The sequence below is a fragment of the Phocaeicola coprocola genome, from assembly GCF_041333015.1.
In the GTDB taxonomy this organism is placed as follows: domain Bacteria; phylum Bacteroidota; class Bacteroidia; order Bacteroidales; family Bacteroidaceae; genus Phocaeicola; species Phocaeicola coprocola.
In genome coordinates, this window is the sequence record NZ_JBGKGM010000001.1 from 1,417,968 (window position 1) to 1,433,391 (window position 15,424).

Below are 15,424 nucleotides of genomic sequence, written 5' to 3' on the forward strand. Positions count from 1 at the left end.
TCCTTTCTTTCTTTTTTGCCCAGTAATTTGTTGTGTAGAGCTATTTGTTGAGAGTTTGTTGAGGGTATAAGTGGTTGGTTCTCATAAAGATAACACCTATCTTCAACAATTCAACGTTTTACATGCCCTCACTTGGTACGCTGTAAAATGTGCTTGTGGATTAATTGGCAACCGCTCTATTCTCCGAAATGGTTGCAGCAACGTTCCTTGGAGGCTTTGCGCCTCCAGCCACTTGGGCGAACCTCCGCAGTGTTTTAGCATGGCATTAGATTTATGCAGACTATACCGAAGACACACAGCACACTCGGCATAGTTCACAAAGGAAATCAACAACACACAACTGAAACACTTGGCAAGTTTCACACAGAAAATATCACCTTTTCCTTTGCAAACTCCATGTACAAAGTAGCTTGTGTCTGTGACCTTGTTCTTTCAATGTGGCAGCTTTGATGTTTGGCGTAAATTGAGAGAATTAAGGTCTGCAACCTTGGGCATGGAAAGCCGAAAGGCAAATATTTCGTCTTTTGTTCTTAGAGGAGGGAGCGAGGTTATGTTTTGGGAACCCCAAAACGCCTCGCTCCACCATGAGGGCGGAGAAATTTTGCTCCCAACGGTTGCAGAAAGTGAGTGTACCAACTGTAGGCAGTGCATAGAAATATGTAAATAGATTTGTCAGGTGTAGTTTATTCTTCCTTTATTTGCACAAAAGTATGTTTTGAGTGTTATAAAAAATAAAAAAATGCACTATTACGTTGATACTTTTGTATTTTTGCACTCAGTTATCTTGGACAGCAGAATTTGAAACACTGAAAATCCGTAATCTGTCTATATGTAAAATCTTTAAATTTGGACTATTATGACTAAGAAGTTTTGGTTAATAGCACTCATCGTAGCTTGCACTGTTGTATTTGGCAGTTGCGATAAGTCTGAGGAATTGAGTGTTGAGCAATGTAAGTTGGATATGAATCTATTCAACCAAACCTATACTGTTAATGATGAGGGGTGCTGTGTGCTAAAAGGGAGAAAGCCAATAGCAGCAGAAGAAATACAGAGTAAGGTCAAGGGCTATGGTTGGGAGAGTATTGCCACTTATGAGGTACAGGAAAACGGAAAGTTGAGCAAGGAGGAATTTTGGAAAGACAGATTTGGTGGCAGCCCTACACACTTTTGGTTTGAGACATCACAGCAAGCTTTTAGTTATTTTTATAGTGATGCCTTGCCAGCCTTTTGTTTCAGTCGTGTATCATGGACTTATGACATGGACAAAGGCTTCATACTGTTTGGCAGCAACAAGCAGACAACAGACAGCAGATACATGCAGATTCTTAAGCTTGACGAGTCGAATGGCAAGACCTTAATGTACACCATACAAAAATTGGGAGCGACGAGTGATGGCAGCAATGGTTACAAGTCTATATATGGCATGATTGTATATAAACGCATGACCGAAACCGATTTGGAAATGATGAAGAAAAGTTACACGTATGATACGGATATTGACCGTTCTGTTCCCGACAACTGCAAGTTTAAGATTAAGGCATACTGTGCAGAAGACGACAAAGACAACACAGACCCTGTGTTTCAGACCTTCTGCCTTGTAACATTTGAGCTTACCGATGAATATGGTTTCAACTCTTCAGATAATGCCTATTACAACTACTACGATTCAATTACTTGGACGAGTGATTGTCGTGATATGCCAGATAGCTTTGGAATCATGGAACGTAAGACAAACTGTTTGAATACTTCCTATTGGTGGAGCACATACTTCTTCACGCCTCATGACAATACTATTGTCTATGCCAATGGCTATAAAGATGGCCGTATTGTCTATCAAGCCCGAAAGAGGCTCTATTTGGTGAATGATGGATTCTTTGGTTACGATTGGGATAACGTAAGGTATAATTCCAAGAACCCCGAACTAACAGAATATTGCTTGCTGGACAAGAGCCGTGAGTTTATCCTAACTCCACCTACTGCCTACAAAGAAGACATTACAAAACCGTATGCAGAGTTACGTATTGTACTGAAAGGAGCAAAAGACAAAAACGACAAGGAATATATGTTAGGCGTGCTTGAACGTGAAAGAGAAGGTCTGTTGAAGATTATGGACCAGTACTATGAAGCACATAGTACTATAAAAGAAACAGAAAAGGCTTCGCTGTGTAAAACGTTTAAGGCACTACCCGAAGATGCTGATATTAAAGCATATTGGCGTACAAAACATTCTCGCATGGTACTGATACTTAAAACTGACGGGGAAGACCCTATAAACAGTGAATACTATGTGCATGCGGAACCAATTAAATGATAAATAAGTTTAATGTGGACAACAATAGTCATAAGGCGAAGTTAATCTTTGTTTTATGACTATTGTTTTTTTGCACCAACATAGTGTGGTTTCATTTTTATTTTGTATTTTTGCAACTGTAAAGAGTTGTTAGGCAAAGCAAACATATGCATATTGCAGAAGTTGTGACTATTGCCAAATCATTACCTCTATTGAGGTTGAACACTTATAAATCGCTCATTTTAAGCTATTCAGCAGATTATAGAAGAATTTTTCGGAAAAATACTACCCGAAAGGCTGGAGATTTTTCCAGAAAACAGGAGGCTTGACCTTGCTTTCCCGTACAATCCCGGAGTTACCTTTGCACCCAGCACGAAAATGACTGCCTGATGCGGCTCACTGAAAGGCGCGAAAATGGAGGTAAACGGAAGTGGAGGCAGATTAGACAGGAAAACTTCAAAAGAGAAATCCGTGAAAAAGACATCCCCAACAGAAAAGAACATAGCCGGTAGCGTGAAACCGAGCAAACCATCGGCAAGGAAGTATGTTTTTATCTGTTTGGCCAAACGTGTTTGGTCGGATGGATAAAATCATTCTTCCCGGTTTGTCTGCCGTGAGTGACGGCTTGTTCCATTTATGGAATGTGCGGTCATACACGGCTTTCCGCTTCCGGCTCAAAAGGACAACGAAAAAAGAAAAATCGTCAAAACCCCGTAAAAGCACCTCTTTGGCATAAGCACAAAAGAAAGGGGCCTTGTCTCATCAGTCTAAACTATTGTTTAGGCGTGAGGCAAAGCCCTTTTCTCCGCTTATGCGGCAGTCGGCACACGTTCGTTCAAAATCTTTTTGGGCGATGGTGTGCTGACGGATAAAATCGCTTTTACGGAAAAACTTGTGTGAGAAGAAAAAATCAGGAGATTCATTTCTAAATCTCCCGTTTTATTGTTACTTTTGCATACGAAGAGTTCTTTGAAGGTTACGCAACGCACAGAAGAATAATGCAGTAGATAACTAACTAATTCGTAACCTATTACTATTATGAGCGATTACCCAATGCTCATTTCCAATAAATTACACTCTTTTCGTAACTTCTGTCTGCAAAGTTACAAAAAAGCCGTATCATTTCAGGATATTGTTTTTGTTTTTGTAGCTACCCGATATGGCTGTCTTTTCAATTTATCGGGAAGAATAAAAAAAACATCAGCATATTTTGGGGAAAACATGCTGATGTTTTTTTATTTTTTGTACAAAATACAGAAGCTTTTGTACGATTTATTTTGAGACTTCTAGCATTCTTATAATCAGGATCTTATTCTGTTAAGCTAAGCATCTGTGCTTCCTGAGGAACATAATCTCCCTGGAAGAAACGGCTGGCACGAAGCAGGTGTCGCCAGATACTTACCAACTCTTGTGATTCCTGAAGAATGTTCAGATATACCATCGAAGCTTTCAGGCTTGTGCTGTCTGCTTCCTGCATGCGGTTCATCTGCTGTTTGCGCAATGCTGATATCTTATTCTTCAAAGCATCACCTTTTACTAAAATATCATCGGCTTCGGCATAGTTGTTGTTTTCGATGACTGTTTGAGTACGATCCATCAGCTGACAGAGTTCTTCACGTATTGGTAAGAATTCTGCGATGCAATCTTTTGATATCGGGTTGAAGTTGTTGTCTACGTGTTCCTTACAAGGTTCACAAATACGCTTCAAGCAGTATAACATCTGTTCGCAGCTGTTACTTCCCAGGTGGAACCATGTATTCTTTTCGATAGCAATAGGAATAGGTATACGACGTAAACCGAGAATTTCTTTACGACGACGTTTTTTCAACATTTTCTTTTGATCGTCGGTTGAACTCATTACTTTCTTCAACTGTTTCAAGTCTTCGTTGATGAATCCGTCGGTTACTTGCATATAAGCCTGTTCGGTATAGTTGATGTAGTCGGTCAATGTTTCTTTCACGTGCAGACGGAGCAGTGACAAGACTTCTGCTTTGTCTTTGCTTGCCATCATACGTTTGAACGTATCGTCCTGCTGTTCTGCCTTTTCTTTCTTGCTGTATTTAATGTTACTGCGAACCAGCAAGAATACTGCAACACAGATGAAGATAAACATTCCAACAAAGCTAGTGTAGAACATGATGGCAGTAACCAGTGCACAGATAGTAAAGGCTACGAAAGCTGTAATGAACCATCCGCCGATAACTGACAGCATTCCAGTGATACGGTATACAGCGCTTTCACGTCCCCAAGCACGGTCGGCAAGTGAAGAACCCATAGCTACGATAAAGGTAACGTATGTAGTAGAAAGCGGCAACTTCATTGTTGTACCGATAATGATCAACAAACCAGAAAGTACCAGATTGACTGCTGCACGAACCATATCGAATGCTGCTCCATTTTCCAGGATAACTTCATCCTTGTTGAAACGGCTGTCTATCCAGCGGCGCATTCCTACCGGAATTACTTTTACCATGAATTCATTAATCGTTGTGGCGCGGCGTACGATGGTACGTGCCAGAGCAGATGAGCCGAACATTTCGTCACCCTCTTCCTGACGTGCCAGGTCGACAGATGTCTTGATTACGTTTTTAGCTTTCTTAGAGGTAGCAAGTGCATATACCATGATGATACCCGAAGCAAGCAGGAAGATGGCCGGAGTCTTGGCAGATGACATAAGAGAACTCATCATGAAGTCGTGTATACCTGCACCGTTCGAATTGGCAACGTAGTCGGTATAAGCTGAGAAACCGGCAAGAGGTACACCGATAAAGTTTACAAGGTCGTTTCCAGCAAAAGCCAGAGCCAGTGCGAAAGTACCGAGTAATACGATGATGCGGAATACGTTTACCTTACACCAGTGAAGAATCTGCATTAGCAATGTAAAGAAAACAAAGCATCCGGCTACAAGTAATGTCGTGTTTTGATCTATCCAGGCAAGTGATTCAGCACTCATAAACGGTGCACTTTTCAAGCCTTTGATCAGAACGAAATATGAAAGTGATGTGACTGAAATTCCTCCGAATATACCAATTGTCCAGGAAAGATGTTTTTTATAGTTGAAACTGAAAATGATTCGGGATATATACTGAACAAGAGTTCCGGCAATAAATGCGATAGCGACAGAGAGGAAGATACCCATGATAACGGACAATGCTTTTTCGGTGTTCATCATATCTCCCAATGAAAGAAGACCGGTTTCATCGCCGATAATTTTCAGAATAGCCAGAATAAATGTACCTCCCAATAATTCGAATACCATTGAAACGGTGGTTGAGGTAGGTAACCCCAGCGTGTTAAATACGTCCAGCAGCACAACATCCGTTACCATGACGGCAAGCAGGATACACATAATTTCATAGAAACTGAAATTGGCGGGTTGGAAAATGCCGTGCCGGGCGATGTCCATCATGCCGTTACTCAAAATAGCTCCGGCAAAAACGCCGACTGCCGCTACAATGATAATTGTCCTGTACCGGGCAACCTTTGCACCTACGGCGGAGTTCATGAAGTTAACTGCATCATTGCTGACACCTACCAGAAGGTCGAATATTGCCAGCATAAAAAGGAAAATTACAATTCCCAAGTAAAGAGTTTCCATATACTACTATAAAATGAATTTTTCAGTGTCGCAAAGGTATGCAGGGGGTATTATATTGAAATGTCATAAATGTTACAATCGTGTTACAAAATGAAAAAGGGATTTTTTAGAATTTCTTCGCATGTTTATCTACTGGAAATTCGTAACTTTGTGCCCTAAACATAGAATTATTATAGTAATTACTAAAATATTATAGCAATGTCAGAGTCAAAGAGAATAAAAACTGCCTTGGTATCGGTATACCATAAGGATGGTTTAGATGCAATCATTCGTCGTTTGGCGGAAGAAGGTGTAGAATTTTTGTCTACCGGCGGTACACGTCATTTTATTGAAAGTTTGGGTTATCCCTGTCATGCAGTGGAAGATCTGACTGGATATCCTTCTATTCTGGGTGGTCGCGTAAAGACACTTCATCCGAAAGTGTTTGGTGGTATTTTATGCCGTCGTGAACTGGAAGAAGACCGTCAGCAGGTTACTCAGTATGAAATACCTGAAATAGATCTGGTGATTGTCGATCTTTATCCGTTTGAAGATACAGTTGCTTCAGGAGCCGATGCTCAGTCTATTATCGAAAAGATTGACATAGGTGGTATCTCATTGATTCGTGCAGCAGCGAAAAACTTCAATGATGTAGTTATCGTAGCAAGTAAAGCTCAGTATAAGCCGTTCCTTGATATCATTACAGAAAACGGTGCGGTTACTACTCGTGAAGAACGTCGCTGGTTTGCTAAAGAAGCATTTGCCGTTTCTTCTCATTATGATTCAGCTATCTTCGGATGGTTCGATGGAGGTGAAGATTCTGCATTCCGTTGTGCTGCTGAAGAACCGAAAGTATTGCGCTATGGTGAAAATCCTCATCAGAAAGGTGTTTTCTTCGGCGATTTGAACAAGATGTTCGATCAGATTCATGGAAAAGAAATTTCATACAACAATCTGCTTGACATCAATGCAGCAGTTGATTTGATTGATGAGTTCAAGGGAGAAACAACATTTGCTATCCTGAAGCACAATAATGCTTGTGGTCTGGCTTCTCGTCCTGTATTGGTAGATGCCTGGCGTGCTGCATTGGCAGGAGATCCTGTTTCTGCTTTCGGTGGTGTGCTTGTAACAAATACTGTAGTAGACCGTGCTACAGCCGAAGAAATCAATGGTTTGTTCTTCGAAGTTATTATTGCTCCTGATTACGATGTAGATGCTTTACAGATTCTTACTCAAAAGAAGAATCGCATCATTCTGGTTCGCAAAGAAGCTGAAACTCCGAAAAAACAGTTCCGTTCTTTGTTGAACGGTGTATTGGTTCAGGATCGTGATTTGAAGACTGAAACTCGTGACGATTTGAAACAGGTTTCTGAAAAAGCTCCTTCGGATGCTGAAATAGACGATATGCTTTTTGCTAACAAGATTGTAAAACAAAGTAAGAGCAATGCAATTGTACTGGCTAAAGGAAAACAGCTTGTAGCTAGTGGAGTTGGTCAGACTTCACGCGTTGATGCATTGAAGCAGGCTATCGAAAAAGCTAAGTCTTTCGGATTCGACCTGAATGGTGCTGTTATGGCCAGTGATGCTTTCTTCCCCTTCCCCGACTGTGTAGAACTTGCAGATAAGGAAGGTATTAAAGCTGTCATCCAGCCGGGTGGCTCAGTGAAAGATGAACTCACTTTCCAGTATTGCAATGAACATGGTGTAGCTATGGTCATTACTGGAGTGCGTCATTTCAAGCATTAATATTTACAAGGAATATAAATAATGAGGAATAAAGGCTTTCCGTGGGGAATTGCATGAGGCGAGGCTGTATAAGTCTTTATTCTTCATTATATATTTATATTTTCCATATTAATTTAATAAGATCCTTTTATTACAGAGAAGAAAGATTATGGGATTATTTTCTTTTACACAAGAAATAGCAATGGATCTTGGAACTGCCAATACCATTATATTGAGCAATGACAAGATTGTAGTGGATGAGCCATCGGTGGTAGCACTCGACCGTCGCACTGACAAAATGATTGCTGTCGGTGAACGTGCAAAACTGATGTATGAAAAGGAAAACCCAAACATCCGCACTGTGCGCCCGCTTCGTGATGGTGTGATTGCCGACTTTAATGCGTGCGAGCAGATGATGCGTGGTTTGATAAAGAAAGTGAATACGGGGCGCCGTTTGTTTACTCCTTCACTTCGTATGGTGATTGGTGTTCCTTCTGGTTCTACTGAAGTAGAGCTGAGAGCAGTACGCGATAGTGCTGAACATGCGGGCGGACGTGATGTATATCTGATTTTTGAGCCAATGGCAGCTGCTATCGGTATCGGATTGGATGTAGAAGCTCCGGAAGGTAATATGATTGTAGATATAGGTGGTGGTTCTACCGAAATTGCGGTTATTTCATTGGGAGGTATTGTGTCGAACAATTCTATCCGTATCGCCGGAGATGATTTGACAGCCGATATTCAGGAATATATGAGCCGTCAGCATAATGTGAAGGTGAGTGAACGTATGGCAGAACGTATCAAGATTCATGTGGGAGCTGCCTTGACAGATTTGGGAGAGGATGCTCCGGAAGACTATATCGTGCGTGGACCTAACCGAATTACTGCATTGCCGATGGAAGTTCCGGTTTGTTACCAGGAAATTGCTCATTGTCTGGAAAAGAGCATTGCTAAGATAGAGACTGCAATTCTGAGCGCATTGGAAAATACTCCTCCAGAATTGTATGCTGATATCGTGAGCAACGGTATTTATCTGGCTGGTGGTGGCGCATTGTTGCGTGGACTCGATAAACGTTTGACTGACAAGATCAATATTCCGTTCCATATAGCCGAAGACCCCTTGCTGAGTGTAGCTAAAGGTACAGGTATTGCACTGAAGAACGTCGATCGTTTTTCATTCTTGATGAGATAAAACTTCCATTGAAGCATTATTTATGGAAGTTGCGGGGCCTTGAAAGATTATGGCTCCGCGTTAATCTTGATATTTCTCTTCTCTGATAGGTTGTAGGTATGCGAAATCTGCTAAACTTTTTATTGAAATATGATTATTGGCTGCTCTTTGTCTTCTTAGAGGTAGTGAGCTTCATTTTGCTGTTTCGTTTCAACAGCTATCAGGGGAGTGTCTTTTTTACTTCAGCCAATCGTATTGCCGGAAACATTTATGAAGTAGCCAGCGAAATTACTTCTTATTTCGGGTTGCATACGGTAAACCGTGATTTGGTACGCCGTAATGTAGAACTGGAATTGCAAGTTGAGTCTTTGAGTAAAGCACTTAAAGCTTATACACGCGATACTACCGAAGTAGAAAAGAATTATAAAGATGTGCTGGCTGATTATTCTATCTATCCGGCTCAGGTGGTGAATAACAGTTTGACACACGTTGATAATTACATAACAATCAATAAGGGTTCTGCTGATAGTATTTGTGCTGAAATGGGGGTAGTGAGCGGAAATGGAATTGTTGGCATTGTATATCAGACTTCGGCTCATTATGCCATTGTTTTACCAGTCTTGAATTCGAAAAGCAGTATCAGTTGTAAAATACGTCGGACAGATTATTTCGGTTCTTTAAAATGGAGTGGAGGTTCTTCACTTTATGCCTGGCTTAGGGATATTCCGCGACATTCTGAGTTCTCGTTAGGCGATACAGTCGTGACTAGCGGGCATAGTGCTGTATTTCCGGAAGGTATTCCTGTGGGAGTGGTAGATGATATAATGGATAGTCATGACGGGTTGTCGTATGTGTTGAAAGTAAAACTGTTTACCGATTTTGCTCGTCTGAACGATGTAAATGTGATTAGTGCTCGTGGACAGTCAGAACAGGCTGTACTCGAAGATAATATAAAATAAAGGATATGGTATTGTTCTTACATAGACTGGGCTGGTTTGTGTTTCTGGTACTGCTTCAGGTACTGGTACTGAACCATGTGCATATCTTAGGCTATGCAACTCCTATGCTTTATATCTATTATATATTGATATTGAATGCTGAAACTCCGCGTAAATCGTTGTTGTTGCAGGCATTCTTTATTGGACTTTGCATTGATATATTTAGTAATACTCCTGGCATGAATGCGGCAGCGGCTACAATGATGGCTTTTACCCGTCGTCCGTTACTGCGTATGCAGATGCTTCGTGATGTGACTGACGATTATGTTCCCGGTATTCGCTCAATGGGATTCTATCCGTTTTTCAGGTATGTTCTGAGTGAAACGGTGGTATTTATTGTGACTTTGCAGGTTATCGATGCTTTTACCTTTTTCCGCATGAGTGAGCTGATGTGGAAAATTCTGACAGATACATTGATGACGATTGTCGGTATTATTTGTATAGACACTATAAGGAGGAAGAAGTAGTGGATAGAAATTATAAGCTGGCAAAAAGAAGATATGTAATAGGTGGCGTCGTGCTGACGGTAGTTGTTCTTTTTATCATTCGCTTGTTTGCCTTACAAATATTGAGTGACGATTATAGAAAGAATGCAGACAGTAATGCCTTTCTGAAAAAAATCCAATATCCGAGTCGTGGAGTAATATACGACCGTACGGGTAAGCTGTTGGTTTATAATCAGCCTGCTTATGATATTACGGTGGTAATGAAGGAAATTACTTCACTGGATACGCTGGACTTGTGTCGTACGCTGAGGATTACCCCTGAATTTTTACGGCGTAAGTTTCGCGATCTGAAAGATCGTCGTTTAAATCCTGGTTATTCGCCTTATACCAATCAAGTCTTTCTTACCCAACTTTCAGCTGAAGACTGTGGGGTTTTTCAAGAGAAGCTTTTTAAATTTCCCGGTTTTTATATTCAAAGACGTACTATTCGTCAGTATAATTACAATTCGGGGGCACATATATTAGGAGATATAGGGGAAGTTTCCAAACAGGAAATGGAGGACGATGAATATTATCTGCCCGGTGATTTTATTGGAAAGCTGGGAGTGGAACGCTCTTATGAGAAACAACTTCGAGGAGAAAAGGGAGTTGAAGTACTGCTTCGTGATGCGCATGGCCGCATTCAGGGCAATTATATGGAAGGAAAATTTGATAAAGCTCCTGTTCCTGGCAAGAACCTGACATTAAGTCTGGATATTGAGCTTCAGATGTTGGGTGAAAGGCTGCTGGAAGGGAAAATTGGAAGTATTGTTGCTATTGAGCCTTCTACGGGTGAGGTACTATGCCTTGTTTCATCGCCAACTTATGATCCCAGTCTGATGATTGGACGTGACAGAGGAAAGAATCATTTAGCTATGTCAAAGGACCCTTGGAAACCCTTGCTGAACCGTGCTATAATGGGAGCTTACCCTCCGGGATCTACTTTTAAAACTACTCAGGCCTTGACTTTTCTTCAGGAAGGAATTATTAATACAGGAACCATGTATCCATGCTCTGGAGGATTCTCTTACCGTGGACTTCATGTGGGATGTCATGCTCATCCCTCGCCTCTGTCTTTGATTCCTGCCATTGCAACTTCTTGTAATGGTTATTTTTGCTGGGGATTGTATTATATGATTGGTGCACGACAGAAATATGGTTCTGTGCAGAAGGCCATGAATACCTGGCGTGATTACATGGTTTCAATGGGATTTGGCTATCAGTTGGGAATTGACTTGCCGGGAGAAAAACGTGGAATGATTCCTAATGCACAGTATTATGATAAGGCATACCGCCGTTCATGGAATGGTTTGACTATTATTAGTATTTCAATCGGACAGGGAGAAGTTACTGCTACTCCATTACAGATTGCCAACTTGGGTGCTACTATAGCCAATCGGGGATATTTTGTAACTCCTCATGTCGTAAAGGAAATAGAAGGAGAGTCTATTGATTCGATTTATACAACTCGCCGGTATACGAAAGTAGATAAAGGGCATTATGAAGAAGTTGTACAAGGCATGCGTTCGGCTGTGCTTGGAGGTACATGCCGTACGGCAAATATTCCAGAACTGGAAATCTGCGGAAAAACGGGTACAGCGCAAAATCATGGAAAGGACCATTCTGCATTTATGGGATTTGCTCCGATGAATAATCCGAAGATAGCAATTGCTGTTTATGTAGAGAATGGAGGATGGGGAGCCACATATGGGGTTCCTATCGGAAAATTGGTGATAGAAAAGTATTTGACTGGTAAGCTGACTGCGGAAGACGAGGCGTTGGCAACCGATATTCAAAACCGAAGAATTGATTATGGCTTACAGGAAAGATAGTTTATGGAAAACAGTTGACTGGTGGACGATAGCTCTTTACATGGTGCTGATCGTATGTGGATGGTTCAGTGTGTGCGGAGCCAGTTATGATTATGGTGATCCTGATTTTCTGAACTTTACTACACGTGCCGGAAAGCAGTTGATGTGGATTGGATGTTCCTTGACTTTAGGTTTTGTTTTGTTGATGCTTGAAGAACGTTTGTATGATACTTATGCTTATCTGATATACGGTATTTTGTTGTTGTTGCTTTTTGGAACAATATTTAATCCACATGAGATAAAAGGATCACGTTCGTGGATTGTATTGGGACCTGTGAGTTTACAGCCCGCAGAGTTTGCGAAGTTTGCAACAGCTTTAGCTTTGGCAAAATATATGGGCGAGTATACCTTTTCTATCGAGCGGGGTAGAAACATGCTGGTATGTCTTGCTATAATTCTTATCCCTATGGTGCTGATAGTCTGTCAGAAAGAAACGGGTTCGGCATTGGTTTACTTATCATTTTTTCTTGTTCTCTATAGAGAAGGTATGACCGGTTCCATCTTGTTTGCTGGTGTATGTGCCATTATTTATTTTATTGTCGGTATTCGTTTCAGCAATGAACTGATGGCAGATGGACTCACTTCATTGGGAGAATTTGCCGTATTGGGGTTAATTATATTGTTTTCTGCCTTATTGGTCAAAGCATATTGTAAGAATAGCGATCGAACTGTAGTCTATATACTTTCATTTGGATTGGGATCGATGTTATTGGGATGGCTTTTTTCGCTTTATGTCATTCCGTTTGATGTCGTTTATTTGCAGGGAGGTGTTTGTGCAGCCTTATGTATTTATCTGGTCTATTTATTCCTGCATGAACGTATTCGTAATTATCTGTATATATTGGTTTTTACCATTGGTTCGGTAGGTTTCCTTTTTTCTGCCGATTATGTGTTCAATGAAGTACTGGAACCTCACCAGCAGATTCGTATAAAGGTATTATTGGGTATGGAAGACGATCCGACGGGAGCTGGATATAATGTAAATCAAAGTAAAATCGCCATTGGATCTGGAGGTTTTCTTGGTAAAGGCTTTCTGAACGGTACTCAGACAAAACTGAAGTATGTCCCTGAACAGGATACTGATTTTATTTTTTGTACGGTAGGAGAAGAAAAAGGATTTGTGGGTTCTACTTTCGTTATTCTTTTGTTTGCTTCATTAATATGGCGTTTGATTTATTTGGCTGAACGTCAGAGTACCCGTTTTGGAAGAGTATATGGATATAGTGTGTTAAGTATTTTCTTTTTTCACCTGTTTGTTAATGTAGGCATGGTGTTAGGGTTAACTCCAGTCATCGGTATACCGCTTCCTTTCTTTAGTTACGGAGGATCTTCGCTTTGGGGCTTTACAATTTTATTATTTGTCTTTCTGCGTATTGATGCTGCTCGTGAACGGTAATAAGCGTATGCCTACATCACTGATACCTTTTAAAGGCTCATCTCGCATGATGTGTATTATCTGAACCATACTGTCGGATGGAGAAAAAGTGACAGGGTGGTGAGGGGAGGTATACTGGTATAAATTGCTGGAAGTTCCATTTCCTTTCCAGTTGCCTTGTTTGTCTGCCAGTGTGATATGGAGGGTATCGGGATGTCTGTCGGGACTAAGCGGATATAATATTTCCATCCATATATCTTGATAAGGATAGTTTTCTGTATGTCGTAGTCCTACTTCTAAGTCGTATTGTTTTCCTGCCAATTGAGCAGGTAACTGGTATTTCAGGGTATCTGTCTTTTTCCAGCCCTCAATACTCAGGTTTTGATAAGTATGGTAAATGGTTTGGTTATCGCATGCCGCAAGGGAGAATAGTAAACAGATTATTCCCCCTGCGATGCGAATATATGATGAAGTTTTTCGTGTGGTCATACTATCTCATTGTTATTCTTTCGTCCCTGTCGGCGCGGGCGATTGTTGGCTTGCTTGTTTCCTTCCGGCTGCGGTTGCTGAGCACGAGCTTCTGGTTGGTTAGCTTGTTTATCGGAAGGATTTGGAGCTGCTCCTTGTTGTTTAGGCGGACGATTTCCTTTTTCTCTGCGTTTTTCTCCTTGACGTTCTTCTTTTCGTCTGTTATCTTTGCCTGAATTGGATGGAACATTATTAGCAGTTGTAGCATTAACTGCTATTTTAGCTGTATTTTCTCCTTTTTCCTGACCGGCAGCATTGTTGGGTAAAGCCTTCTGAGAATTATTTTCCTGAACCGGTTGTTGACGGTTTTCTCCGTTTTTCTTCTTTTTACGGTTCTTGCTGTTCCGGCTTTTATCGAAGCGGGTTACGCTTTCTTGTTCCAGCAAATCTTTCGGACGTGCAGGTTCATGCATTCCGTTGTCATTAAGCTTTTCAGGTTTCTCACCTCTACGGTTCATATTGATAACCTCAAAAGCACGGCGTGCTGTAAGCGTTACTTCATTGGCAAGGAAACTCTTATCGGTAGAATAAATGATTTCTCCTTTTAAAATATCTGCTTTGAAGTAATAATATGTAGCATCCAGTGTTTCGAGTGTGATTTCTTTACTCGGGAGTCGTTTCTGGCATTCTACATAGGCATCTACTTCGTAGTTGAGGCAACATTTCAGTTTTGCGCACTGTCCTGCCAGTTTTTGAGGATTAAGTGATATATCCTGATAACGTGCTGCTCCTGTAGATACAGAGATAAAGTTTGTCATCCATGTAGCACAGCATAATTCACGTCCGCATGGGCCAATACCCCCGATGCGTCCGGCTTCCTGACGTGCACCAATCTGTTTCATCTCGATACGCACACGAAAAGCTTCTGCCAAGACTTTGATTAGCTGGCGGAAGTCGACACGCTCATCAGCAATGTAGTAGAAAATAGCTTTATTTCCGTCACCTTGATACTCTACGTCACCGATTTTCATTTGAAGCCCTAAGTCCGCAGCAATCTGGCGTGAACGAATCATTGTTGCATGTTCACGACTTTTAGCTTCTTCATATTTTTCCATGTCGACAGGCTTAGCCTTACGGTATACTCGGCGTATCTCAGCATCAGGCTTGATGTTTGCTTTACGCATTTGTAAAGGTACGAGTCGGCCAGTCAGTGTAACTGTGCCGATATCGTGTCCGGGGCTGGCTTCTACTGCTACGATATCTCCCTTTTCCAGTTTCAGATGGTTACTGTTCTTGAAATATCCTTTGCGGGTATTTTTGAATTGAACCTCTACCATATCCTGCTCTTCACTGTTGCCAGGGATATCTGCCATCCAGTCGTAAGTGTTCAGCTTGTTATCTTGTCGTCCGCAGCCCTTGCAGCATAAAGAACCGCTTCCGTTTTTCAATATAAATTTGCTCATA

The 15,424-nt window shown here is 41.2% G+C and carries 10 protein-coding genes; 7 read left to right on the forward strand and 3 right to left on the reverse strand.

The genetic code is table 11. The features are described 5' to 3' along the window. The first annotated feature begins 856 nt into the window (after positions 1-856). Positions 857-2,311, forward strand: coding sequence for a hypothetical protein (locus ACDG22_RS05935; RefSeq protein WP_370858807.1), 1,455 nt, complete (start codon positions 857-859; stop codon positions 2,309-2,311). 1,288 nt (positions 2,312-3,599) lie between these two features. Here the strand turns inward: ACDG22_RS05935 and ACDG22_RS05940 are convergent. Further along, positions 3,600-5,888 (reverse strand): inorganic phosphate transporter, encoded by a 2,289-nt coding sequence (locus tag ACDG22_RS05940; protein WP_270230149.1) that lies wholly within the window; start codon positions 5,886-5,888, stop codon positions 3,600-3,602. Positions 5,889-6,086: 198 nt separating this feature from the next. On the opposite strand from ACDG22_RS05940, the gene purH reads away from it, so the two are divergent. The 6 genes from purH to rodA all read left to right on the forward strand — a co-directional run bounded on the left by purH (position 6,087) and on the right by rodA (position 13,513). Further along, on the forward strand, positions 6,087-7,613 hold the full coding sequence (purH, locus tag ACDG22_RS05945; RefSeq protein ID WP_007565276.1) for a bifunctional phosphoribosylaminoimidazolecarboxamide formyltransferase/IMP cyclohydrolase: 1,527 nt from the start codon (positions 6,087-6,089) through the stop codon (positions 7,611-7,613). A gap of 148 nt (positions 7,614-7,761) precedes the next feature. Next, the gene (locus ACDG22_RS05950; protein ID WP_007565278.1) at positions 7,762-8,784 is read left to right on the forward strand and encodes a rod shape-determining protein; all 1,023 of its coding nucleotides are present in this window, start codon (positions 7,762-7,764) and stop codon (positions 8,782-8,784) included. Positions 8,785-8,882: 98 nt separating this feature from the next. Beyond that, positions 8,883-9,722, forward strand: a complete 840-nt coding sequence (mreC, locus tag ACDG22_RS05955; protein WP_270230150.1) for a rod shape-determining protein MreC — start codon at positions 8,883-8,885, stop codon at positions 9,720-9,722. A 5-nt stretch (positions 9,723-9,727) separates the two neighbouring features. After that, positions 9,728-10,228, forward strand: coding sequence for a rod shape-determining protein MreD (gene mreD / locus ACDG22_RS05960; protein WP_007565282.1), 501 nt, complete (start codon positions 9,728-9,730; stop codon positions 10,226-10,228). Continuing rightward, the gene (gene mrdA, locus ACDG22_RS05965; RefSeq protein WP_270230151.1) at positions 10,228-12,078 is read left to right on the forward strand and encodes a penicillin-binding protein 2; all 1,851 of its coding nucleotides are present in this window, start codon (positions 10,228-10,230) and stop codon (positions 12,076-12,078) included. Before mreD ends, mrdA begins: the two co-directional genes overlap by 1 nt. After that, positions 12,059-13,513 (forward strand): rod shape-determining protein RodA, encoded by a 1,455-nt coding sequence (gene rodA / locus ACDG22_RS05970; RefSeq protein WP_007565287.1) that lies wholly within the window; start codon positions 12,059-12,061, stop codon positions 13,511-13,513. The genes mrdA and rodA overlap by 20 nt, the downstream gene beginning before the upstream one ends. Here the strand turns inward: rodA and ACDG22_RS05975 are convergent. Both ACDG22_RS05975 and ACDG22_RS05980 read right to left on the reverse strand, forming a co-directional pair. Continuing rightward, a complete protein-coding gene (locus ACDG22_RS05975; protein ID WP_007565288.1) occupies positions 13,472-13,981 on the reverse strand; it encodes a gliding motility lipoprotein GldH in 510 nt (169 codons plus the stop codon). The two genes, rodA and ACDG22_RS05975, sit on opposite strands and share 42 nt — an antisense overlap. Then, on the reverse strand, positions 13,978-15,423 hold the full coding sequence (locus ACDG22_RS05980) for a PSP1 domain-containing protein (protein WP_007565290.1): 1,446 nt from the start codon (positions 15,421-15,423) through the stop codon (positions 13,978-13,980). Before ACDG22_RS05980 ends, ACDG22_RS05975 begins: the two co-directional genes overlap by 4 nt. Position 15,424 lies beyond the last annotated feature (1 nt).